At 60.8% G+C, this 21,510-nt stretch carries 22 protein-coding genes; 7 read left to right on the top strand and 15 right to left on the bottom strand.

Translation table 11 applies throughout. The annotated features are described in order from the left end of the window. The 9 genes from msrQ to mrcB form a co-directional block, all read right to left on the bottom strand. Positions 1-619, bottom strand: a 619-nt coding sequence (gene msrQ, locus F6S12_RS15815) for a protein-methionine-sulfoxide reductase heme-binding subunit MsrQ (RefSeq protein WP_011063485.1), incomplete at its 3' end; no start/stop codon positions are given. Further along, positions 619-1,632, bottom strand: coding sequence for a protein-methionine-sulfoxide reductase catalytic subunit MsrP (msrP, locus tag F6S12_RS15810; protein WP_123473972.1), 1,014 nt, complete (start codon positions 1,630-1,632; stop codon positions 619-621). The genes msrQ and msrP, both read right to left, overlap by 1 nt. A 63-nt stretch (positions 1,633-1,695) precedes the next feature. Beyond that, positions 1,696-2,553, bottom strand: coding sequence for a CDP-diacylglycerol--serine O-phosphatidyltransferase (gene pssA, locus F6S12_RS15805; protein WP_011063487.1), 858 nt, complete (start codon positions 2,551-2,553; stop codon positions 1,696-1,698). Positions 2,554-2,699: 146 nt separating this feature from the next. Then, on the bottom strand, positions 2,700-3,716 hold the full coding sequence (gene ilvC, locus F6S12_RS15800; RefSeq protein ID WP_007959661.1) for a ketol-acid reductoisomerase: 1,017 nt from the start codon (positions 3,714-3,716) through the stop codon (positions 2,700-2,702). Positions 3,717-3,761: 45 nt separating this feature from the next. Further along, positions 3,762-4,253, bottom strand: a complete 492-nt coding sequence (ilvN, locus tag F6S12_RS15795) for an acetolactate synthase small subunit (protein ID WP_011063488.1) — start codon at positions 4,251-4,253, stop codon at positions 3,762-3,764. A 2-nt stretch (positions 4,254-4,255) separates the two neighbouring features. Beyond that, a complete protein-coding gene (locus tag F6S12_RS15790) occupies positions 4,256-5,980 on the bottom strand; it encodes an acetolactate synthase 3 large subunit (RefSeq protein WP_053160192.1) in 1,725 nt (574 codons plus the stop codon). Positions 5,981-6,562: 582 nt separating this feature from the next. Continuing rightward, entirely contained in the window at positions 6,563-6,898 is a 336-nt protein-coding gene (locus F6S12_RS15785; protein WP_011063490.1) for a YqcC family protein, read from the bottom strand. After that, complete coding sequence (locus tag F6S12_RS15780; RefSeq protein ID WP_011063491.1) at positions 6,898-7,644, bottom strand: tetratricopeptide repeat protein; 747 nt, start codon at positions 7,642-7,644, stop codon at positions 6,898-6,900. Before F6S12_RS15780 ends, F6S12_RS15785 begins: the two co-directional genes overlap by 1 nt. Before the next feature lie 16 nt (positions 7,645-7,660). Beyond that, positions 7,661-9,985, bottom strand: coding sequence for a penicillin-binding protein 1B (mrcB, locus tag F6S12_RS15775; RefSeq protein WP_011063492.1), 2,325 nt, complete (start codon positions 9,983-9,985; stop codon positions 7,661-7,663). Positions 9,986-10,100: 115 nt separating this feature from the next. Between mrcB and F6S12_RS15770 the strand changes: the two genes are divergently transcribed. From F6S12_RS15770 to F6S12_RS15755, 4 genes are all read left to right on the top strand, one after another. Further along, positions 10,101-11,657: an AAA family ATPase gene (locus F6S12_RS15770; protein ID WP_019092857.1), complete on the top strand. Its 1,557-nt coding sequence runs from the start codon at positions 10,101-10,103 to the stop codon at positions 11,655-11,657. A gap of 93 nt (positions 11,658-11,750) precedes the next feature. Continuing rightward, on the top strand, positions 11,751-12,095 hold the full coding sequence (locus tag F6S12_RS15765) for a pentapeptide repeat-containing protein (protein WP_011063494.1): 345 nt from the start codon (positions 11,751-11,753) through the stop codon (positions 12,093-12,095). Positions 12,096-12,322: 227 nt separating this feature from the next. After that, positions 12,323-12,595, top strand: a complete 273-nt coding sequence (locus F6S12_RS15760) for a TfoX/Sxy family protein (RefSeq protein WP_011063495.1) — start codon at positions 12,323-12,325, stop codon at positions 12,593-12,595. 13 nt (positions 12,596-12,608) lie between these two features. Then, the gene (locus tag F6S12_RS15755) at positions 12,609-13,409 is read left to right on the top strand and encodes a Crp/Fnr family transcriptional regulator (RefSeq protein ID WP_011063496.1); all 801 of its coding nucleotides are present in this window, start codon (positions 12,609-12,611) and stop codon (positions 13,407-13,409) included. 233 nt (positions 13,410-13,642) lie between these two features. Here the strand turns inward: F6S12_RS15755 and F6S12_RS15750 are convergent, their stop codons facing one another. From F6S12_RS15750 to F6S12_RS15735, 4 genes are read right to left on the bottom strand one after another with little or no spacing between them, the layout of a single operon-like run. Further along, on the bottom strand, positions 13,643-14,506 hold the full coding sequence (locus tag F6S12_RS15750; RefSeq protein WP_161467437.1) for a ChaN family lipoprotein: 864 nt from the start codon (positions 14,504-14,506) through the stop codon (positions 13,643-13,645). A gap of 21 nt (positions 14,507-14,527) precedes the next feature. Then, entirely contained in the window at positions 14,528-15,295 is a 768-nt protein-coding gene (locus tag F6S12_RS15745) for a heme ABC transporter ATP-binding protein (protein ID WP_072445072.1), read from the bottom strand. Continuing rightward, complete coding sequence (locus tag F6S12_RS15740) at positions 15,295-16,332, bottom strand: FecCD family ABC transporter permease (RefSeq protein WP_019092860.1); 1,038 nt, start codon at positions 16,330-16,332, stop codon at positions 15,295-15,297. Before F6S12_RS15740 ends, F6S12_RS15745 begins: the two co-directional genes overlap by 1 nt. Beyond that, positions 16,329-17,204 (bottom strand): hemin ABC transporter substrate-binding protein, encoded by an 876-nt coding sequence (locus F6S12_RS15735; RefSeq protein WP_041119913.1) that lies wholly within the window; start codon positions 17,202-17,204, stop codon positions 16,329-16,331. The genes F6S12_RS15740 and F6S12_RS15735 overlap by 4 nt, the downstream gene beginning before the upstream one ends. Before the next feature lie 219 nt (positions 17,205-17,423). Here F6S12_RS15735 and F6S12_RS15730 point away from each other — a divergent pair, with 219 nt between their 5' ends. Beyond that, positions 17,424-17,741, top strand: a complete 318-nt coding sequence (locus F6S12_RS15730; protein ID WP_041119915.1) for a Rieske (2Fe-2S) protein — start codon at positions 17,424-17,426, stop codon at positions 17,739-17,741. Here F6S12_RS15730 and sfsA read toward each other — a convergent pair. Then, positions 17,738-18,451: a DNA/RNA nuclease SfsA gene (sfsA, locus tag F6S12_RS15725; RefSeq protein ID WP_015637057.1), complete on the bottom strand. Its 714-nt coding sequence runs from the start codon at positions 18,449-18,451 to the stop codon at positions 17,738-17,740. The genes F6S12_RS15730 and sfsA overlap by 4 nt on opposite strands. Beyond that, on the bottom strand, positions 18,451-19,623 hold the full coding sequence (locus F6S12_RS15720) for a pyridoxal phosphate-dependent aminotransferase (protein ID WP_011063503.1): 1,173 nt from the start codon (positions 19,621-19,623) through the stop codon (positions 18,451-18,453). The genes sfsA and F6S12_RS15720 overlap by 1 nt, the downstream gene beginning before the upstream one ends. A gap of 341 nt (positions 19,624-19,964) precedes the next feature. Between F6S12_RS15720 and dksA the strand changes: the two genes are divergently transcribed. Together dksA and gluQRS are read left to right on the top strand one after the other, a co-directional pair. After that, complete coding sequence (dksA, locus tag F6S12_RS15715; protein WP_011063504.1) at positions 19,965-20,405, top strand: RNA polymerase-binding protein DksA; 441 nt, start codon at positions 19,965-19,967, stop codon at positions 20,403-20,405. A 138-nt stretch (positions 20,406-20,543) separates the two neighbouring features. After that, positions 20,544-21,440, top strand: coding sequence for a tRNA glutamyl-Q(34) synthetase GluQRS (gene gluQRS, locus F6S12_RS15710; protein WP_011063505.1), 897 nt, complete (start codon positions 20,544-20,546; stop codon positions 21,438-21,440). The last annotated feature ends 70 nt before the right edge of the window (positions 21,441-21,510 follow it).

Genomic DNA, 21,510 nt, shown 5'->3' with positions numbered 1-21,510 from the left:
ACGATTTTGTTGCAGAAGATGCTTTCTTTGCGATTAAGCGCGGAATCCGGCGCATTACAGGGGGAACACGCAGCAACAACAACAGCCCCCCTATAGAAGCGTAGACCGCCCACTCCTTCAGGTCCGCCCGGACAATCCATAGCATATGCAGCAGCCCCAGCCCCAGGATGAGATAAACCAGGCGATGCAGCTTCTTCCAACGCGCCCCCAAGCGACGCTGGCTATAACGATTGGACGTCACAGCCAATAACAACAGAAAGAGGAACCCCAGGCTTCCGACAAAGATATAGGGGCGCTTGCGCAACTCAACTCCCAGCTGCGACCAGTCCAACCCCAAGATGAATACCCCATAAGCACTCAGGTGCAGCACTACATAAGCGAAGCACCACAACCCCAACTGTCGGCGCACAGCGATCCAGCCCGACCACCCCGTGAGTTTTTGCAAAGGAGTCATGCCCAAGGTGATCAACAACAGCACCAGCGTGCCCAACCCCAGGCGATCAACCAGCACCTTGCCCGGGTCCGGCCCCAGGACCGAAGCCCAGGCTTCATACAGCCAATACAGCGGCCAGATAGCCGCAGCGATAAAGACACCGATACGCCAGAACGAATAACGCATCAGTAGTTCTTCCGCAGATCCATGCCGCTATATAAAGAAGCGACTTCATCCGAGTAACCGTTGAACATCTGGGTTTCCCGCACATTGGGACTGAACAGACTGCTGGGTAGACGTCGTTCCCGAGCCTGGGTCCAGCGTGGATGATCAACCGTCGGATTCACATTCGCGTAAAAACCATATTCGTTGGCCGCAATGCTCTGCCAGGTAGTCTTGGGCTGCTCGCTGACCAGGCTGATGCGCACAATCGACTTCACACTTTTGAAGCCATATTTCCAAGGCACTACAAGGCGCAGCGGCGCACCATTCTGGTTAGGCAGTTCACGCCCGTACATCCCCACTGCAAGAATCGCCAATGGATTCATTGCCTCATCAAGACGCAATCCCTCGACATAGGGCCAGTCGATCAAGGCAAAGCCGGAGCGCTGGCCCGGCATACTCTTGGGATCCTGCAACGTTTCAAACCGAATGAACTTGGCGTTGCTGGTGGGCTCCACCTGCTTGAGCAAGGCTGAGATTGGAAAACCTATCCAGGGAATCACCATCGACCAGGCCTCTACGCAACGCAGTCGATAAATACGCTCCTCCAGCGAGTAGGGCTTCATGAAATCTTCCAGGGCGTAGCGGCCTGGCTTAGCCACCTCACCATCCACGACCACACTCCACGGCTGAGTCTTGAGCGCACCCGCGTTGGCCGCCGGATCCCCCTTGTCAGTGCCGAATTCGTAGAAGTTGTTGTAGTGAGTCGCATCCTTGAAAGGCGTGATCGCCTCATCCCTGACGGTTACAGCTTGCCACCGAGTGGTCGACAGCTTGTCGGAGAACCACGCGGGGGTCTGGCCCGGCTCAACATCGGCATAACGCGACGCGTCCTGTGCTGCTGCCCATCGCGGCAAGCTGGCAAACGCCATGCCCGCAACCGCACCACTCAGCAGGCTGCGTCGAGAGAGGTAAAGAGATTCGGGCGTAACCTCAGACTCATTGCAGTCGGACGACTTGGGGAATTTGAATAACATGGCAACTCCGCAGTATTGGAGGACAGATGTACCAATAGACTGCGGAGTATGGGGGAAATTACATCACTCGACGCTTTTGCGACGACGCAGGTGCAACAGGTACTGGATAGGGCCCGACGCCGCATAGGCGAGGAACACCAAAAGCAGAATGCGCGGCGGATCACTGAACACCACCGCAAACACCAGCACCACCGCCAGGATCGCCACAAAAGGTACGCGCCCTTTCAGGTCCAGGTCCTTGAAGCTGTTGTACTTGATGTTACTGACCATCAGCATGCCTGCGGCGGCCACCATCAACGCCACCAGGAACGACATCTTCGACCCCTGGATCCCGTAGTCGCTGAATGCCCAGACGATACCAGCCACCACACCCGCCGCTGCCGGGCTGGCAAGCCCGATGAAATAACGCTTGTCGGCAGTACCGACTTGAGTATTGAAACGCGCCAGGCGCAAGGCCGCGCCTGCCACATAGATGAAGGCGACCATCCAGCCGACCTTGCCCATGTCACCCAGGGCCCAGCCAAAGGCCAACAACGCCGGCGCTACGCCGAATGCAACCATATCGGACAGCGAGTCGTATTCAGCGCCAAAAGCACTCTGTGTGTTGGTCATGCGGGCAACACGCCCATCCAGGCCATCAAGCACCATGGCCACGAAAATGGCGATCGCGGCAAAGGCAAAGTACTTGCTCGCCCCGGCCGCATCTCCGGCGCTCATTGCACTCTGGGCGCTCATGGAGCTAATGATGGAATAGAACCCCGCGAACAGGTTCGCAGTGGTGAACAGATTCGGCAGAAGATAGATACCACGATGCCGGACTTTACGGCCTTCAGCGTCATGCCCTTCTTCGACATGCTCATCGATCGGTAGCAGGCTTTCGGCGTCAGAGGCCTGGTTTGGCTCTTCGGGACGTTCGCTCATGGACATTACCTTGCAACGGTGTGAAAAGTTTCGACAGATACCCAGGGCCGCGATTCGGCCACAAAGGATCCAGCTTTATACCAGAACCTATCCATGCAAACGAAAAAACGCGGCCTAGGCCGCGTTTTCCCTGACAAGACTCGAACTTAGTTCTTGGCTTTGTCGACGATTTTGTTGGCACCGATCCAAGGCATCATCGAGCGCAGTTGCTCGCCGATGATTTCGATACCGTGAGCGGCGTTGTTACGACGCTTGGCGGTCATCGATGGGTAGCCGGTAGCGCCTTCGCTGATGAACATCTTCGCGTATTCGCCGTCCTGGATGCGCTTCAGAGCATTGCGCATGGCCTGACGGGATTCGGCGTTGATGACCTCTGGGCCAGTCACGTACTCGCCGTATTCAGCGTTGTTGGAGATCGAGTAGTTCATGTTGGCGATACCGCCTTCGTACATGAGGTCAACGATCAGCTTCAGTTCGTGCAGGCACTCGAAGTAGGCCATTTCTGGAGCGTAGCCAGCTTCAACCAGGGTTTCGAAACCGGCTTTGACCAGCTCGACGGTACCGCCACACAGAACAGCCTGCTCACCGAACAGGTCGGTTTCAGTCTCGTCCTTGAAGGTGGTTTCGATGATGCCGGTACGGCCGCCGCCCACGCCTGCGGCGTAGGACAGGGCAACGTTCTTGGCGTTGCCGGAAGCGTCCTGGTAGATCGCGATCAGGTCAGGAATACCACCGCCCTTGACGAACTCGGAACGTACGGTGTGGCCTGGAGCCTTCGGCGCGATCATGATCACGTCGAGGTCGGCACGAGGCACAACCTGGTTGTAGTGGATCGCGAAGCCGTGGGAGAAGGCCAGAGTGGCGCCCTTCTTGATGTTCGGCTCGATTTCGTTCTTGTACAGCTGGGACTGGAACTCGTCCGGGGTCAGGATCATGACCAGGTCGGCACCGGCAACGGCTGCAGCAACGTCGGTCACTTTCAGGCCGTGGGCTTCAGCCTTGGCAACGGTAGCCGAGCCTTTACGCAGGCCGACAGTCACGTCTACGCCGGAATCCTTCAGGTTGCATGCTTGAGCGTGGCCCTGGGAACCGTAGCCGATGATGGCAACTTTCTTACCTTGGATGATCGACAGGTCGCAGTCTTTATCGTAGAAAACTTTCATGAATTTCCCCTATATCAGGCCGTTCCGGCCATTCGCTAATTTGAGTTAGATGCTCAGTACTTTGTCGCCACGGGCAATCCCGGTGACACCACTGCGTACGGTTTCCAGAATCGATGCGGTGCCGATCGATTGAATGAAGCTGTCGAGCTTGTCGCTGGTACCGGTCAGTTGAACGGTATACACGCTGGCGCTGACATCAACGATCTGCCCACGGTAAATATCGGTAGTGCGCTTGACCTCGGCGCGCTGGGCGCCAGTGGCCTTGATCTTGACCAGCATCAGTTCACGCTCGATGTGCGCGCTTTCCGACAGGTCTACCAGCTTCACCACCTCAACCAGCTTGTTCAGGTTCTTGGTGATCTGCTCGATGATCTCGTCATGGCCAACGGTGGTCAGGGTCAGACGCGACAGTGTCGGGTCTTCAGTCGGCGCCACCGTCAGGCTTTCGATGTTGTAGTTGCGTTGCGAGAACAGACCTACAACACGAGACAGAGCACCCGGTTCGTTTTCCAGAAGCAAGGAAATAATGTGCCGCATGATTAAGTACGCTCCGTCTTGCTCAGCCACATATCGCGCATGGAGCCGTCTTTGATCTGCATCGGATAGACGTGCTCGCTGGTGTCGACCTGGATATCGAGGAACACCAGGCGATCCTTCATGGCGAACGCTTCTTCCATCTTCGGCTTCAGATCCTTCAGATCCGTGATACGCATGCCCACGTGACCATAGGCTTCGACCAGCTTGACGAAGTCAGGCAGCGATTCCATGTAGGAGTGCGAATGACGGCTGCCGTAGCTCATGTCCTGCCACTGGCGCACCATCCCAAGCACACCATTGTTCAGATTGATGATCTTGACCGGCAGATCGTACTGCAGGCAGGTCGACAGCTCCTGGATGTTCATCTGGATACTGCCTTCACCGGTGACGCAGGCGACATCATTATCCGGAAAGCTCAATTTCACGCCCATGGCCGCCGGGAAACCGAAGCCCATGGTGCCCAGGCCACCGGAGTTGATCCAGCGGTTGGGCTTGTTGAACCGGTAGTACTGCGCCGCGAACATCTGGTGCTGCCCCACGTCGGAGGTCACATAGGCATCGCCCTTGGTGACTTCGCACAGGGTTTCGATCACGGTCTGTGGCTTGATGATGCTGCCGTCGCCCTTGTCGTAAGGGAACAGGCCGCGATCGCCACGCCATTCCTCGATCTGCTTCCACCAACTGGCGACCGTCTCCTTGTTCGGGGTATCGCCGATTTCCTTGAGTGCCGCGACCATTTCGGTCAGGACGCTCTCCACTGGACCGACGATAGGCACATCGGCCTTGATGGTCTTGGAGATGGAAGCCGGGTCGATATCGACATGGATGATCTTGGCATTCGGGCAGAACTTCGGTGCGCCGTTGATCACCCGGTCATCGAAGCGCGCGCCCACGGCCAGGATCACGTCGGCATGGTGCATGGTCAGGTTGGCGGTGTAGCTGCCGTGCATGCCGAGCATGCCCACGAACTGCCGGTCGGTGCCCGGATAGGCGCCCAGGCCCATCAAGGTATTGGTCACTGGCAGATTGAGCATCTTGGCCAGTTCGGTCAGCGGTGCGGAACCGCCGCCGAGAATCACGCCGCCGCCGGCATAAAGCACAGGGCGCTTGGCCGCCAGGAGCATTTCTGCCGCCTTGCGGATTTGCCCGGAGTGACCGCGAACAGCTGGGCTGTAGGAGCGCAGCTTGGCTTTCTTGGGGAAAACGTATTCGAACTTTTCAGCCGGGTTGGTCATATCCTTGGGGATATCGACCACCACCGGACCAGGACGACCGGATTGCGCCAGGTAGAAGGCTTTCTTCATGACTTCCGGGATTTCCGAAGCGTGCTTGATCATGAAGCTGTGCTTCACGATCGGCCGGGAGATACCGATCATGTCGGTTTCCTGGAACGCGTCGGTGCCTACCATGGTGCTGGGCACCTGGCCGGAAATGATCACCATGGGAATCGAGTCCATATAGGCGGTGGCAATACCGGTAATGGCATTGGTCGCGCCCGGGCCGGAGGTCACCAGTACCACGCCGGCTTTACCGGTGGCACGGGCATAGCCGTCAGCCATATGGGTCGCCGCTTGTTCGTGACGAACCAGGATGTGGGTCACGTCCGGTTCTTTGAACAGGGCATCGTAAACATGAAGGAGAGCACCACCCGGGTACCCGTAGATATATTTGACGCCTTCGTCACGCAAAAAGCGGACGAGCATCTCACCGCCAGATAAAAGCTCCACGTTGTTCACCTCTAAAACGCCAGAATACCGCCCTCAAAAGGGAGCGGGTCTTAATAGGTTTACTTCTCAGCAGAGCATGAGCGACGGTGGTCGCCGACTACGTCAGCACTGACTGAGCAAGTATTGGGAGCGCCCCAAAGTGTTGCGGGGTTTTCCCACCCAGCGCGAGGTAACGCGTTGCGGGTGTAGCACTTCGGCGCGGATGTGCGCCTCATGATCTGCTGAGTGGGTCTGCTTCTGGCAGTCCCTCTACAGCGGACTTTGGATTCTTCTGTTTCGTCCTCTTCAAGTCAAGTCGTCTATGTGGTTAATTCGAACTAAGCGCATGAGAACGCAAGAAAAAACCCAAAAACGGCTGCTGTCTGCGCTTCAATTGCGCAATCTTCGGCAAGCAACTCAGAAATGCGAACCCGGACTTTGGGCGAAACCCCATTGCCAGAGAGCCGAGAGGAACGTCATGCACTGCAACAACAGCAATGCACGGACAGACATGAACCCTCCGAAGTTGTCACTTCGAGAGAGCGAGACTGAAGTGGGCAGCATGGAGGGAGGCGACTGCCAGGCATACCTGGCAGTCGTGTTTCAGCGAGTAGCAACGATGAGCTGATCAAACTCTTTGAGCAGAACTCGCAACTGCTGGTCGCGCCCCTGCATCGGGCGAGTGGAGAACACCATCTCGGCCATTTCCTGAATACCTGACGCATTGGGCAGCGGCAAATCCTGCTCCAGAATCATCTTCATGCGGGGCAGAAAGATCCACTGCAGCCATTGCTCGAACTCCAGAGTATCCACGGCAAAGGGCTGAGTGCTGGCCAGTGCCTCGGCGCTGGGCACAGCGTCGTCCCACAGGCCCTGCACACGCAACTCACGCTCGATCAGCAGCAACTGTTCGGCGATCCTGGGAAAGCGCCCATCCATCACAGCGAAACCCGAGCTTTCTGGCGCGCCTGCGCTGCACCTGCGGCATCACCCTGTTTCTCACGCGCCTGGGCAATCAGCTCCCACAGGCTTGCCTGGAGATCAGGGCGGCCGTTGGCAAAGCTCAGGCCACGGCGAGCGAACTGCTCGGCCTGGGGCGCATCCCCCTGGGCCATGCGTACCTGAGCCAGGCGATACAGCACCTGCGGCTCGCGTGGAGCAACACGCTGCGCTCGCTCGAGGCTGGAGGAAGCACCGTTCAAGTCACCACTGGACTGCTGCTGTTGCGCAGTGGTCAGCAACGCCAGCACCGGGCCATCCAGTTGCTCATCGGCCGACAGACCACCGGCCCGGGCCGAAGGGATGCCACTGGGCGTAGAAGGCATGTTGTAAGTGCCCTGACTGATCGGTGCCGACTGATAACCGGAGCCGTCCACCGGCCCCGGGGTAATAGGCCCTGAAGTGACCGGCCCCGGAGTAATGGGCGAACTGCTGATCGGCGCAGAGGCCGTAGCGCCGCCGCCCGGAACCATTACCACTACGCCGGAATCTTCCGGAATCGCCTGTGCCTGAGCCTGCGCCGGGCGCTTGATGGTCGTCTGGCGAAAGCCTCCGGAGGCGGAAATCCGCTCGCTGTTGGACACGGCAGTGCCGGAATCCACGACGGGAATAGAGCCGCGCTGCACACTGGCGCAACCGTTGAGCAACGCCAGAGCTGTAATAGCTGGAATCCACCACTTGTTCACGTCAAACCCTCATCGCTTAGTTCATCCAGCCCTTGACCCAATCCATCACCGAATCGCCGCCTGCCGGGTTTTCTCCCCCACAGGAAGCACCGGGAGGCGGTTCGCTGCCGCGAATATACGGCATCTGCACAGCCCCCGGACAGTTGGCATCGGAGCCCTGCCCGGTACGCGAATCGACCCAGGCCTGAACCACGTTGTCCGGCTGCGGCATATCCAGCGGCAGCGGGTCGGCCTTGCGCATGAAACTGGTCCACACCTGCAAGGCGCCGGTAGCACCGGTAAACGGCGTCTTGCCGTTATCGTCGCGGCCCAGCCAGACCACGGCTAGCAGGTCCTGGCTGAAACCGGCGAACCAGCTGTCACGGGAATCGTTACTGGTACCGGTCTTGCCGGCCAACGCTAGAGTCTTGGGCAACACGTTATACACCGAGCTGCCGGTGCCCTCGCGCATCACCCGCTGCATCGCGCTTTGAATCAGATAGATCGAGCCGGCATCAAAACGCTGCTGAATCTGGAACGGATAGCGCTTGAGCGGCTCGCCTTCCGCTGTCAACACGCTGCGAATCCCGCGCATCGGCGTATTGAAGCCGCCATTGGCCAGCGTCTGGTACATGGTCGCCACTTCCATCGGGCTCATGCCCCCTGCCCCCAGCAGCATCGATGGGAAAGCTGGAAACTCGCGGGTCACCCCCAGGCGCCCAAGGGTCTTCAGGACATTGGGCACACCCACTTCCAGGCCGAGCCGTGCGGTAGACAGGTTGTAGGAGTGAGCCAGGCCCTGGTACAGGAACACCGTACCGTGGGAGCGCCGGTCATAGTTCTGCGGCTTCCACACCTGGCCGTCTGCGCCTTTTACCGAGAACGCCTCATCCGACAGCCAACTGGTCAGGGTGTACTGGCTGGGCTTTTCCAGGGCGGTCAGGTAGACCGCAGGCTTGATCAGCGAGCCGATCGGACGCACCGCATCCAAGGCCCGGTTGAAACCGGCAAAGCTGGCCTGACGACTGCCAATCATGGCCTGGACCTCACCGGTTTCCGGGTTGGTCACCACCATCGCCGCCTCGACGTCTTCCGAGCCCTTGCGCCCGGCCAGGCGCTTGAAGGTGTCGTTGACCGAGGCTTCGGCCTTCATCTGCAGGATCGGATCGAAACTGGTGAAGATCCGCAGGCCTTCTTCAGTCAAGTCTTCATCACGGTAGTCTTCGCGCAACTGACGCTTGACCAGGTCGAGGAAACCGGGAAAGGAACTGTCCGCCAGGCTGCCGCGCTTGGTTACGCCCAGCGGCATCTTCTTCGCCGCCTCCACCTGTTCCGGGGTAGCCACGCCCTGCTGTGCCAGCAGATCGAGCACCAGGTTACGCCGCTCCAAGGCACGTTCCGGGTAGCGCCGCGGGTTGTAATAGGAAGGCCCTTTGACCATCCCGACCAACAGCGCCACCTGGTGCAACTTGAGTTCGGACAGGGGCTGGCTGAAGAAGAACTGGCTGGCCAGACCGAAACCGTGCACCGCACGCTGACCGTCCTGGCCGACGAAGACCTCGTTGAGGTAGGCCTCGAGAATCTCGCGCTTGTCGTAATGCAGCTCCAGCAACAACGCCATCATCGCTTCATTGAGCTTGCGCGACAGGCTGCGCTCGTTGGTCAGGAAGAAGTTTTTCACCAACTGCTGGGTCAGGGTACTACCGCCCTGGCGCATCTGGCCGGACGAAGTGTTGACCCAGATCGCACGGGCAATCGACTTGGGCGACACCCCGTGGTGTGAATAGAAGTCGCGGTCTTCCACCGCCACCAGAGTTTCCAGCAGATACGGCGGAACCTGATCAATCTTGATCAGGATCCGGTCTTCGAGGTTCTTCGGGTACAGGCCGCCGATCAGCAATGGCTCCAGGCGCACCACCGCGAGCTTGGCCCCCTTGCTGCCGGACAGTTCCGCCACGTAATCGCCGGAGAAGCGCACGCGCACTGGCTGAGCCTGCTCCAGCCCTTCATAGAACTGGAAGCCGCGGGTGTTCAGGTCCACGGTATTGCCATTGACCGAGGCTGCGCCCGGGCCGTTGGCGACACTTTCACGGCGATAGCCCAGAGCGTCGAGTTCCGTGAGGAAATCGTCCTTGCTGAGCTTTTGTCCGACGAACAGCTCAAGCGGGCGGGCGTAGACCTTGGCCGGAATGGTCCAGCGCTTGCCGGAGAATTTTTCCTGGACCACGGCATCGAGGTAAACCGCAAAGCCGGCGAGCACCACCAGACCGACAAGACTGAGCTTGAGGGCCCAGCCCAGCCAGGGGCGCAGGCCACCAGACGGCGTTTTTTTAGCAGAACGAGGGGATCGGGTACGAGTCATGGCGGCGGATTATACGCACTTTATTCATCGTCAACATGCGCCACCCGAGGTTTGCCTTAGCGCGCTCAGCGGCCATAATGGCGCCCTCGATTTTCCCGACTCTGAAGGATCGCCTGTGAGCCAGTCACTGATCGCTGCCCTGCAAAACCCCGCCTTGTTTCCTCATCCCGTAGAAGGGTTTCAGGTCATCGAAACCCACATCTCCTGGGTTCTGCTCACCGGCCCCTTTGCCTATAAAGTGAAGAAGCCGGTCAATTTCGGCTTCCTCGACTTCACCAGCCTGGACGCCCGCGAGCACTTCTGTGGCGAAGAGCTGCGCCTGAACCAGCGCCTGACCGAAGACCTGTACCTGGAAGTCCTGCCGATCACCGGTAGCGCCGAAGCCCCGGTACTGGGCGGCGATGGTCCGGCTATCGAATACGTACTGAAAATGCGTCAGTTCCCGCAAAGCCAGTTGCTCAGCACCTTGCAGGCCAACAGCGAGCTGACCACTGCGCACATCGATGAGATGGCCAGGCAGATCGCCCACTTCCACCTCAACGCGCCCAAGGTTCCAGCTGAGCATGAAGCCGGCACCCCGGAGAGCGTGATGGCTCCGGTGCGTCAAAACTTCGAGCAAATCCGCCCATTCCTCAGCGACAAGGCCGACCTGCAACAACTTGAAGCCCTGCAAGCCTGGGCCGAAACCAGCTTCGAACGCCTCAAGCCTCTGCTGGCCCAACGCAAGAGCGAAGGTTTCATCCGTGAATGCCATGGCGATATCCACCTGGGCAACGCCACCCTGATCGACGGCAAGGTGGTGATTTTCGACTGCATCGAATTCAACGAACCGTTTCGTTTCACCGACGTCTACGCCGATACCGGCTTCCTTGCCATGGACCTGGAAGACCGCGGTCTGAAGAGCCTGGCGCGACGCTTCATCAGCCAGTACCTGGAGCTGACCGGCGACTACCAGGGCCTGGAGCTGCTCAATTTCTACAAGGCCTACCGTGCACTGGTACGCGCCAAGGTCAGTCTGTTCAGCATGCCTGCCGATGCCACGCCGGTGCAGCGCGCCACCACCCTGCGCCAGTACCGCAACTACGCCAATCTGGCGGAGAGCTACAGCACCATTCCATCGCGTTTCCTGGCCATCACCTCAGGCATTTCTGCGGTCGGCAAGAGCCGCGTGGCCATGCGCCTGGTAGAGGCACTGGGCGCCGTTCGCCTGCGCTCCGACGTAGAGCGCAAGCGCCTGTTCGGCGAGCAACAGGTGCCCAACGACCCACACGCTGGCATCTATAGCAGCGAAGCCAGCAGCGCCACCTACGCGCGCCTGCATGAAATCGCCGAAACCATCCTGCGTGCAGGCTTCCCGGTAGTGATCGACGCGACCTACCTCAAACGTGCCCAGCGCGATGCCGCGGCCAAAGTGGCCGAGGCCACTGGTACGCCCTGCCTGATCATCGACTGCAACGCTCCTGAGGCAGTGGTTGCCAGCTGGCTGGCCCAGCGCCAGGCCGATCAGAACGATCCATCCGACGCCACTTTGGAAGTGATTGCCAACCAGCAAGCCACTCGCGAAGCGCTGACCGACGAAGAGCTGCTGCGCAGCAAGCGCATAGAAACCAACGAAAGCGGTAGCCTGGACGCCCTGGTTGCCAATATTCGCCAACGCCTCCCAGGCCTGTAAACGGTCATTTCAGCCGTGAAGTGGCAAAGACTTCACGGCTGAAAAATAGTGGCACTATACTGGCGTCATAAATCCAACACTGGTGACGTCGCCATGAGCCAACCGAAACTTCTCGACACTCCGCTTTACGCCCTGCTGCATAAAGACGACATCGTCGGCTTCAACCGCGAACGCCCGAAAGATCAACCCATCGACATGCGCGGCGGGGATTTCCGCGGCCTCGACCTGCGGGAACTGAACGCGCAAGGCATCGATTTCACTGACGCCTACTTTCGCTCCGCGGATCTGCGGGGGCTGGACTTGAGAAACTCGTCCATGGAAGGCGCCAGCCTCGCCCATGCACAGATTTCCGGCGCCTACTTTCCGGTGGAACTGAGTGCCGACGAGATTCTCATGTCGGTCAATTTCGGCACCCGCCTGCGTTACCGCACTCGCTGACCCCCGCCGTCCGTCTTTGTCCGGCGCTCTGTTCAGCGCCGGACCTGGTCCGCTTTCTCGCCTGCACCCTGCCCTTCGCATGGCCTGCCCCCCCTTCCTTTGAGCTTCACCGCTGCGCCCTTAGAAGCATTTGCGCCAAACCCGACCAAAGAACAGCGCGTTTTCTACTGAGCGCTACACTCCTCTGAGGCTGCCCACTCACCATTCGGCCATCGCCAGGAGGCTTAATGAATGATGAACTGCAACACCTGAAGAACCTTGGCAAGACATCGGCACAATGGCTGCATGCAGTGGGCATCCATAGCGCTTCCGACTTGCGCCGCCTGGGTGCGGTGGACGCCTACCGGGCCGTGCGGACCCGTGGTTTTCGTGCGTCGAAAGTCTTGCTCTATGCCATCGAGGGCGCCCTGATGGACATGCACTGGAACGACCTTCCCGCCGAACGCAAAGAGGCGTTGAACAAGCAACTGGACGCCATTTCCTCTCGTCACAAAAACTGACTGGCAGAGCCAAATGTATCTAATGGGGGAGCAGCCGGCTTACGCCGACGCCTTGATCAACAGACTGCAGAGCATTCCGCCGCAATTGCTGGACGGGCTTGCGCCCAGCGGCCCGACATTGGAGCTTGGCCCCATCGCTGAGCTGTCCAGCGTATTGCCCGGCGACCAGTTGTTCCTGCTGGCAAGTGGCGTGATCCAGGCCAGTGTCGAAGAGCGGCCACTGTTCTACCTGCATGAAGGCGACCTGGTGGGGCTGCGGCGCGGCATCGAACTCCCGCAGTGGCAACTGCACTGCGATACGCCGCTGCAACTGATTCCCTATCTGAGGACTGAAGTGTTTCGGCACATCCAGGCCGACGTACAACGCTCGGAACTGCTCGTACAGTATCTGATCGGCCAGACCGCCCTGCTGTCCGATGCAATTGCCCGTCTCAAGCCGCCAGAGTTGCGCAGCAGCAACGGCTTCAAGCGCGTGGAGGCGGGCGAAAGGCTGATTACCCAGGGGGATGAGGCAGATCATGTGTTTGTAATACTCGAAGGCCATGCACAGGCCTTCGTCGACGGGCACAAGGTCGGCGACGTCCCCAAGGACGAGATTTTCGGCGCCATGGCAGTGTTCACCGGAGAAAAACGCAGCGCCAGCGTGATCGCCAGCGAACCCAGCACAATCATGCTGATTCCCAAGGACCAGTTTCTCAGCCTGACCCAGAGCAATCCGCGCATTGCCCACAGCCTGATCGAAAGCATGGCGCGCCGCATCGACCTGTTGAACAAGGAAGTGACCCGGCTCATGACCTTGAACAACCCGAACTGACCCCGGATTCCAGGCAGATCCAAACGGACGTTTGGCAAAATATGCAGAAATCTGAAAAGCCTTGTTGACTTCGAAATGAGAATCGTTATGATTATCACAACTGGTCGCGAGATCAGTCGATAACCTGGAAGACCAGTGGTTCGGACTCTCAGATTATCTCCTCATCAGGCTAATCACGGTTATTTGACCCGGCTCTTGCCGGGTCTTTTTTTGCCCGCAGAAAAGCCCTCCGATCAGGGCCTCAGTTGCGCGCAATAGTCCTTGGCGGGCTGGGGCGGCGTATACCAGACGTAGTCGGCCGATGCCGCGGCAACCTGTTGCCCCTGCTCCGCCAGAATCAACACCACCACCTCCTGGCTTCGGTCCAGATCGGCAAGATGCAGAGGCACGCCAAGATCCTTGCGACCGTGAACCGCCCCGGCCAGCAACAGGGCCGGCGCCGGAGCCGCCAGCAGCTGTTCAGCCATGCGTCGGTCCCGTTGCTGCTGCACCGCCCGCATTGCCGGCACCTGGCTCTCCGGCAGCAAGCCACAGTGCGATTCGCGGATTTGCCCGGCCAATGCCTCGATCACCGACGGTGCGTTGCTCCGTGTGCCAGTCAGGACGGGCGCCCGTGCATAAATGGCACGCACCTCCTGGCGATCCAGATTGGCAGCGAGCAAGGGATAGGGCTGACGCAGGGCAAAACCCACCAGCGGGCCGTAGAGGCTCCAGTCCCAGCCTGATTGCCAGGCCAACCTGCCGGGTAGGTCATCAGGCAAACGCCCCCCATCAATGGAGCGTTTTACCCCATCGACTTCTGGCTGCTGATCCGGGTTGAGCATTTCCAGCAACAGACTGCCCTGTGGCCGCTCCCGGGCCATGGAGCGCAAGAGCCAGAGTTGCAGGGCATGATGATCGGGATTGTCATGCTGCTCGCCAATGATCACTCGGGGGGCCCGTGCCAGGCGCCCTACCAGTTCGACAGGGGTCAGCGCCTTGGCACTGCGCAGCTCAATGATACTGCCGGGCGCCGAAGCCACCGGCGGCGGCAGGATCCCCGGCATGCTGTGACAGGCGGCCAGCAGCATGGCCAGCAACAATGGCAATACGCGCATCAGGTCTCTCCGGGCTTCGCCTCAGCGGGCGATGATCAACGGGTGCCCGCGTTCGGGATGCTCCTGCACCAGAACTTCCAGGCCGAACACCGCCTTCAGGGGCTCAGGCCGCAGTACCGCGGTCGGTGTTCCCAATGAATGCGGGCGGCCGCCTTCAAGCAACAAGACCCGGTCACAATAACGCGCAGCCAGATTCAGGTCATGCAGGATGACCAGCACCGCCGCGCCGCGGTCGGCGAAGGCTCGAATGGCCTGCAAGGTGACGTGCTGGTGCAAGGGGTCGAGTGCAGAAGTGGGCTCATCCAGCAGCAGGTTGTGCCCTGGCTGGCCCGGCCACAGTTGCGCCAGGACCCGCGCCAGATGCACCCGCTGGCGCTCGCCGCCGGACAGCGCGAGATAGCTGCGCCCCGACAGGTGCGCCACATCGGCAGCATTCAAAGCAGCGTCGACGATTTCCTCGTCACGCACGCGCCCGGTCTGATGGGGCAAACGCCCCAGCGCCACCACCTCCTCCACACGAAAGGCGAAATCCAGGCTCGAAGCCTGGGGCAGCACTGCCAGGCGCTGCGCACGCTCGGCGCCCGACCAATGAGCCAGTTCCTGATCATCCAGCAGCACCTGTCCCTGATGAGCCGCCAGTTCACCACTCAAGCCCCCCAAGAGGCTGCTTTTACCTGCACCATTAGGGCCGAGGACTCCCAGCACCTCGCCCGGCAGCAACTGCAGGTCGATGCCAGCCAGGACGTCTTTGCCTCCGCGCCGCACATGCAGGTTCTCGACTCGCAGCATCAGGCACGCCCTCGCAACAACAGGTACAGAAAGAATGGCGCACCGATAAAGGCCGTGACGATACCGATGGGCAACTCGGCAGGCGCCAGCGCCAGGCGCGCCACCAGGTCAGCCAACAGCAGCAGGCTGGCTCCGGCCAGGATCGAGGCCGGGAGCAAGGTTCGGTGATCCGGACCGGACAACAGTCGCACCAGATGCGGCACCACCAGGCCGACAAAACCGATCATTCCCGCCGCCGCCACGGCAGCGCCCACACCCAGCGCGGTGCAGAACACCAGCTCGCGCTTGAGACCTTCGACATCGATGCCAAGGTGCTTGGCCTCGGACTCGCCCAACAGCAGTGCATTCAACGCCTTGGCCCGGCGCGGCAGCCACAGCGCAACCGCGGCGGTCACCAGCAGCAAGGGCCACAAGCGCTGGTAACTGGCACCATTCAGGCTGCCCAGGTTCCAGAAAGTCAGAGTGCGCAACGTGGCGTCGTCCGCCAGATAGGTGAACAACCCCACCGCCGAACTGGCCAGCGCCGTCAGGGCAATCCCCGCCAGCAGCATGGTTGCCACATGGGTCTGCCCGTTGCGCCGCCCCAGGCGATACACCAGCGCCGTCACCCCCAGGCCGCCAAGGAAGGCACACAGGGAGAGCAAATAAGGGCCGACAGCCTCTGGCAGGCCGCCGAACATCGAGCCGCCAACAATGGCGATGGCCGCACCCAATGCTGCACCACTGGAAACCCCCACCAACCCCGGGTCTGCCAGGGGGTTGCGAAACAGCCCCTGCATGGCGACCCCGGACAGCGCCAGAACTCCGCCCACCGCAAGACCGAGCAGAGTCCGGGGCAAGCGAATCTGTCCCAGGATCAGTTCCGCCTGCTCCAGGCCCTGCCCGTCGATCGGCAATCCAAGCAGGCGCAAGGCGGCACGCAAGGTATCAAACAAGGGCAGGCTGACAGGGCCCAGGGCCAGGGACAGCCAGATCGCCACAAGGCACAGGACGCCCAGCCCGATAAACAGTGTTCGAGGCTTGACCAGACGATTCATTGGGCCGGCTTGGCCTGGGGATAAAAGGCGCTGGAGAGGCGTTTCAGGCTATCAGGCAAGCGAGGGCCCAGGCCTCCCACCAGCAAGGTCGGGTCCAGTTCCACCACCCGCCCGGCCTTGGCCGCCGGTGTGGATGCCAGCACCGGGTTCTCCTTGAACAGTGCGGCACGAGCGGCATCGCCGGTCAGGCTGCGATCGGAGAACACCAGTACATCCGGATTCAAGCCCGCCAGGGATTCGACCGAGAATGGCTTATAGCCGGTATGAGTCGCCAGGTTGCGCCCACCGGCCTGTTGCAATAGCCAATTCGCGGCGGTGTCCTTGCCGGCGATCAGGGGTTTGCCGCCGGCATGCCCGAGCAACAACAGCACCCCGGGCGCCGCGTGCTGCGCTTGAGCCTGGGCGACCCACGCCTGCTGCTGCCCAAGTTGTTGCTGATAGCCCTGGAACAGTTGCCCGGCCTGCTCTTCTCGGCCCAGCAATAGCCCCAGGTGCTGCAGGGTAGCTTGCAAGGTCGGCAAGTCGGCCTTGGCAGAAAACAGTTCGACCTTGACCCCGGCACTGCGGATCTGCGAAAGCACTGGCGGCGGCCCCATCTCCTCGGTACCCACCAGAATCTGCGGCCGCAGGCTGAGAATGCCTTCGGCCGACAACTGACGCTGATAGCCGATGCTCGGCAGCGCCTTGAGCGACTCCGGGTGCTGGCTGGTGGTATCGACGCCCACCAGCTTGGACTCGGCCCCCAGAGCCGTTATCCACTCGGACAAGGCCCCACCGGCACTGACCCAACGCTGCGGCAACTCATCAGCGGTGGCCCACTGGCTCACCAGCAATCCGGCACAGAACGCAATGGCGCAGGCACTCAGGCGCATAAGAACATTTCCTTCATTAAAGTGGGGGCCCGCGCAGCTGCTGTCCATGTGACATGCCGGACAGGCCGGGCATCGAAAGGAACAAGCGCCCCGTAACGGGCGGGGCGGCCATTTGATAATTGTTTTCATTTAGCCGTCAAGCGCCGACATGTTTCATCCTGCAGCCGGAAAGAAACTGTGACAGCCTGGACGCAGAGCCTTCGGACCAAGAGGATAGCCATGAAATTTCTTTGCGCCGGCAACGATCTGCCCGAAGCCGGCAGCCGGGGCTTCCAGCTCGCGGGGCTGAAGCTGTTCGCCGTGCGGCGCGAGCAGCGGGCCTATGTCTATGCCAATCGCTGCCCGCACCGGGGAGTGGCGCTGGAGTGGCAGGCTGACCAGTTCCTCGACCCCAGCGCCAGCCTGATCCAGTGCGCCACCCATGGCGCCCTGTTTCTGATCGAGAGCGGAGAGTGCGTGGCCGGACCTTGCGCCGGCCAGTTCCTGGAGAGCATCGACTGCCATGAAGACAGCCTGGGGATCTGGGTGGACCTCTAATCCCCGAGCAACACTTCAAGACGTCGGTCGATGCACACTTGCTCGGCCGTCAGGCACACACCATAGGCCAGCACCTCAACCCCCGCCGCGCGGGCTTCGCGCAGGGCAGCGGCGTAACCCGGATCGATCTCCTGCGCCGGCCGCACCGCGTCGATGCCCGAAAGGTTGACGCAATACAGCTGAACCGCCCGCACGCCCTCCCGGGCCAGGCTCGCCAGTTCCCGCAGATGCTTGGCGCCGCGCTGGGTCACGGCATCGGGAAACGCTGCCACCGGCGTGCCATCGAAGCCCAGGGTGACGCTTTTGACCTCGACGTACGCCGGACCGTCCGGGTAATCCAGGCGAAAATCGATGCGGCTGTTCTCTTGCCCGTAAGGCACCTCGCGCTTGAGCCCGGTGAAGCCGTTCAACTCGCTGATAAGCCCCGCCCGCAAGGCTTCTTCCACCAGCCCGTTGGCCCGCCCGGTGTTGACGCAGGCCAGGCGGCCTTGAGGGGTTTCGCTGATTTCCCAGGTGCCCGGCAACTTGCGCTTGGGGTCATTGGAGCGGCTGAACCACACCTGCCCGCCCTCGACCATGCAATTGAGCATCGAGCCGGTATTGGGGCAATGGATGGTCAACAGCTCGCCGGTGGTGGTTTCGATGTCCGCCAGGAAGCGCTTGTAACGACGCAGCAGACGCCCCTCTTCCAGGGGAGGATCGAAGCGCATCAGGCGTGCCAGCTCTGCAGGCCACGGGCGATACGCTCAACCGCCTCCTGCAGGCGTTCCAGGCTCTGGGTATAGGCAAAGCGCACATGATGGCCAGCCTGATGCCGGCCGAAGTCCAGGCCAGGGGTAAAGGCCAGGTGCTCGGTTTCCAGGAAGTGCCGGCAAAAGGCGAAGGCATCACCGCCGAAGGCGCTGATGTCCGCGTACAAATAGAACGCCCCTTCAGGCTCCACAGCGATGCCGAAGCCCAACTCACGCAAGGCTGGCAGCAGGAAATCCCGGCGGCGCCCGAACTCGGCACGGCGCTCCTCGAGGATCTCCAAGGTCTGCGGCTCGAAGCAAGCCAGCGCAGCATACTGGGCCATGCTCGGCGCACTGATATAGAGGTTCTGTGCCAGCTTTTCCAGTTCACCCACGGCTGCCGGCGGAGCTACCAGCCAGCCCAGGCGCCAGCCGGTCATGCCGAAATATTTGGAGAAACTATTCAGGACGAAAGCGCTGTCATCCACTTCCAGAACGCTGGCGGCATCGGTGCCATAGGTCAGGCCATGGTAGATCTCGTCCACCACCAGATGCCCGTTGCGAGCCTTGATCGCGGTGGACAACCCCGCCAACTCGTCCCGGCTCAGGACCGTGCCGGTGGGGTTCGCCGGCGAGGCCACCAGGGCGCCCACGCTGTCCTGATCCCAATAGCGCTCCACCAGGTCCGGCGTCAGTTGGTAACGCACATCCGGCCCCACCGGGACCAACTGCGCAGCGCCTTCCACTAGACGCAGAAAATGCCGGTTGCACGGATAACCCGGGTCCGCCAGCAGCCAGTGCTTGCCCGGGTCCACCAACAGGCTGCTGGTCAACAGCAGGGCACCGGAACCTCCGGGGGTGATCATGATCCGCTCGGGATCGATGTCCAGGCCGTAACGCTGCTGATAAAAGCCGGAAATCGCCCCTCGCAGCTCGGGAATTCCGCGGGCTGCGGTGTAGCGCGTCTTGCCGGCGCTCAGCGCGGCCTGCCCGGCCTTGATGATTGGCTCGGCGGTGGTGAAGTCCGGTTCGCCGATTTCCAGGTGAATCACATCATGCCCGGCGGCTTGCAGCTCATTGGCGCGGGCCAGCAAGGCCATGACATGGAAAGGTTCGATAGCGCGACTACGCGCACTGTAGGGCTGAGCCATTAGCCTTCCTTCATTGATTCGAGGGGGAGCAAAGGACCGATTCTACCCATCTGATCAAGCCCGGGAGAACCCAGGCAGATCCGAGCGGTCTGTTGCTTGCGCCAACTGGCGCCAACACAACCCGCAGACTTGACTAAAATCAATGATTGAACGAACCGATCAGCAAGCCATGTCAGGCTTTTCCCATATCCATGGACGAAGCAGGACATAGGCTCGACAACCGGGAGTAGCGCGCTCTGGTTTGATCTGGTAAGTTCGCCCGCTTGCAGCCGCAGGGCCGGCAAGTGTCGGAGATGGAGCAATCCTGCGCAATGGATTACAAGAGTAGAGGCGGTCCATTCATGCCCACCCAAGCAAAGCAACAGATTCAATCGATCAGCGGTTTTGAACCTTACGTTGAAACTGCGGGCGAAGAGTACATGGGCAAGCCCATGCGCGAGCACTTCACCAAGATCCTGAACAAGTGGAAACAGGACTTGATGCAGGAAGTCGACCGCACTGTTGATCACATGAAAGACGAAGCGGCCAACTTCCCCGACCCGGCTGACCGTGCCAGCCAGGAAGAAGAGTTCAGCCTCGAACTGCGGGCCCGCGATCGCGAGCGCAAGTTGATCAAGAAGATCGACAAGACCCTGCAACTGATCGAAGACGAAGAATACGGCTGGTGCGAATCCTGCGGCGTCGAGATCGGTATCCGCCGGCTGGAAGCCCGCCCAACCGCCGACATGTGCGTCGACTGCAAGACACTGGCGGAAATCAAGGAAAAACAGGTCGGCAAATAATCGCCGGCTGGAACCTGAAACGGAGCGTACCCACGCTCCGTTTTCGTTTCTGCCTTCCCTGCAAGAGCAAGCCCGCTCGCCAAAGCGATCCCCCGGCACCATCGTCACCCCGGGGCCAGACGAAGTAACATCCGCTCCATGACTGCCTCCACCTCTTCCTCGTACATCGGGCGCTTCGCCCCCACTCCCAGCGGCTATCTGCATTTCGGCTCTCTGGTTGCCGCGCTTGCCTCCTATCTTGATGCCCGCGCCGTCGGCGGCCGCTGGCTGCTGCGCATGGAGGACCTTGACCCGCCTCGGGAAGAGCCCGGTGCCCAGGCGGCCATTCTCAAGGCTCTGGAAAGCTACGGCTTCGAATGGGACGGGCAGATGATCCGCCAGAGCGATCGCCACGACGCCTATGGCGAAGTCCTCAATCGCCTGTTCCAGCAGGGCCTGGCCTATGCCTGCACCTGTTCGCGCAAACAGCTGGAGCCCTACCATGGCATTTACCCGGGACTGTGCCGCAACCTCGGCCACGCCCAGGACGACGCCGCGATCCGCCTGCGGGTACCCGAACTGGAGTATCGCTTCGTCGACCGGGTCCAGGGCGAATACCGCCAGCACCTGGGCCGGGAAGTGGGGGACTTCGTGATCCGCCGCCGCGACGGTCTCTACGCTTACCAACTGGCCGTGGTGCTCGACGATGCCTGGCAAGGCATCACTGATATCGTGCGCGGCGCCGACCTGCTGGATTCCACACCGCGCCAGCTGTACCTGCAGGAACTGCTGGGCCTTTCCCAGCCCCGCTACTTGCATGTACCGCTGATCACCCAGCCGGACGGGCACAAACTGGGCAAGTCCTACCGCTCGCCCCCGCTGACCGAGGATCAGGCCCCGCCCCTGCTGCTGCGCGCCCTGCGGGCACTGGGCCAGAAGCCACCGGCCGACCTCGATGGCGCCAGCGTCGCGCAGATAATGGCCTGGGGCATGGCCCACTGGGATGCCGCCCTGATTCCACGCACACTGAGTGTGCCGGAAGCGCAATTAAGCTGACGCCACTTGCAGCTTGGCGCCCATCCGTTACCATCGCCGCACGTTTTCGGGCACGCACACAATAAAGAGA

Origin of the sequence: Pseudomonas sp. JV245A (assembly GCF_032424515.1) — a bacterium.
GTDB classification, from domain to species: Bacteria; Pseudomonadota; Gammaproteobacteria; order Pseudomonadales; family Pseudomonadaceae; genus Aquipseudomonas; species Aquipseudomonas protegens.
This window is presented reverse-complemented; position numbering and strand designations above follow the sequence as displayed.

What these genes read in the sequence shown, in the direction of transcription:
- msrP (WP_123473972.1), bottom strand. Translation starts at nt 1,632, where the DNA reads ATGTTATTCAAATTCCCCAAGTCGTCCGACTGCAATGAGTCTGAGGTT.
- pssA (WP_011063487.1), bottom strand. Translation starts at nt 2,553, where the DNA reads ATGAGCGAACGTCCCGAAGAGCCAAACCAGGCCTCTGACGCCGAAAGC.
- ilvC (WP_007959661.1), bottom strand. Translation starts at nt 3,716, where the DNA reads ATGAAAGTTTTCTACGATAAAGACTGCGACCTGTCGATCATCCAAGGT.
- ilvN (WP_011063488.1), bottom strand. Translation starts at nt 4,253, where the DNA reads ATGCGGCACATTATTTCCTTGCTTCTGGAAAACGAACCGGGTGCTCTG.
- F6S12_RS15785 (WP_011063490.1), bottom strand. Translation starts at nt 6,898, where the DNA reads ATGGATGGGCGCTTTCCCAGGATCGCCGAACAGTTGCTGCTGATCGAG.
- mrcB (WP_011063492.1), bottom strand. Translation starts at nt 9,985, where the DNA reads ATGACTCGTACCCGATCCCCTCGTTCTGCTAAAAAAACGCCGTCTGGT.
- F6S12_RS15765 (WP_011063494.1), top strand. Translation starts at nt 11,751, where the DNA reads ATGAGCCAACCGAAACTTCTCGACACTCCGCTTTACGCCCTGCTGCAT.
- F6S12_RS15760 (WP_011063495.1), top strand. Translation starts at nt 12,323, where the DNA reads ATGAATGATGAACTGCAACACCTGAAGAACCTTGGCAAGACATCGGCA.
- F6S12_RS15755 (WP_011063496.1), top strand. Translation starts at nt 12,609, where the DNA reads ATGTATCTAATGGGGGAGCAGCCGGCTTACGCCGACGCCTTGATCAAC.
- F6S12_RS15750 (WP_161467437.1), bottom strand. Translation starts at nt 14,506, where the DNA reads ATGCGCGTATTGCCATTGTTGCTGGCCATGCTGCTGGCCGCCTGTCAC.
- F6S12_RS15745 (WP_072445072.1), bottom strand. Translation starts at nt 15,295, where the DNA reads ATGCTGCGAGTCGAGAACCTGCATGTGCGGCGCGGAGGCAAAGACGTC.
- F6S12_RS15740 (WP_019092860.1), bottom strand. Translation starts at nt 16,332, where the DNA reads ATGAATCGTCTGGTCAAGCCTCGAACACTGTTTATCGGGCTGGGCGTC.
- F6S12_RS15735 (WP_041119913.1), bottom strand. Translation starts at nt 17,204, where the DNA reads ATGCGCCTGAGTGCCTGCGCCATTGCGTTCTGTGCCGGATTGCTGGTG.
- F6S12_RS15730 (WP_041119915.1), top strand. Translation starts at nt 17,424, where the DNA reads ATGAAATTTCTTTGCGCCGGCAACGATCTGCCCGAAGCCGGCAGCCGG.
- sfsA (WP_015637057.1), bottom strand. Translation starts at nt 18,451, where the DNA reads ATGCGCTTCGATCCTCCCCTGGAAGAGGGGCGTCTGCTGCGTCGTTAC.
- F6S12_RS15720 (WP_011063503.1), bottom strand. Translation starts at nt 19,623, where the DNA reads ATGGCTCAGCCCTACAGTGCGCGTAGTCGCGCTATCGAACCTTTCCAT.
- dksA (WP_011063504.1), top strand. Translation starts at nt 19,965, where the DNA reads ATGCCCACCCAAGCAAAGCAACAGATTCAATCGATCAGCGGTTTTGAA.
- gluQRS (WP_011063505.1), top strand. Translation starts at nt 20,544, where the DNA reads ATGACTGCCTCCACCTCTTCCTCGTACATCGGGCGCTTCGCCCCCACT.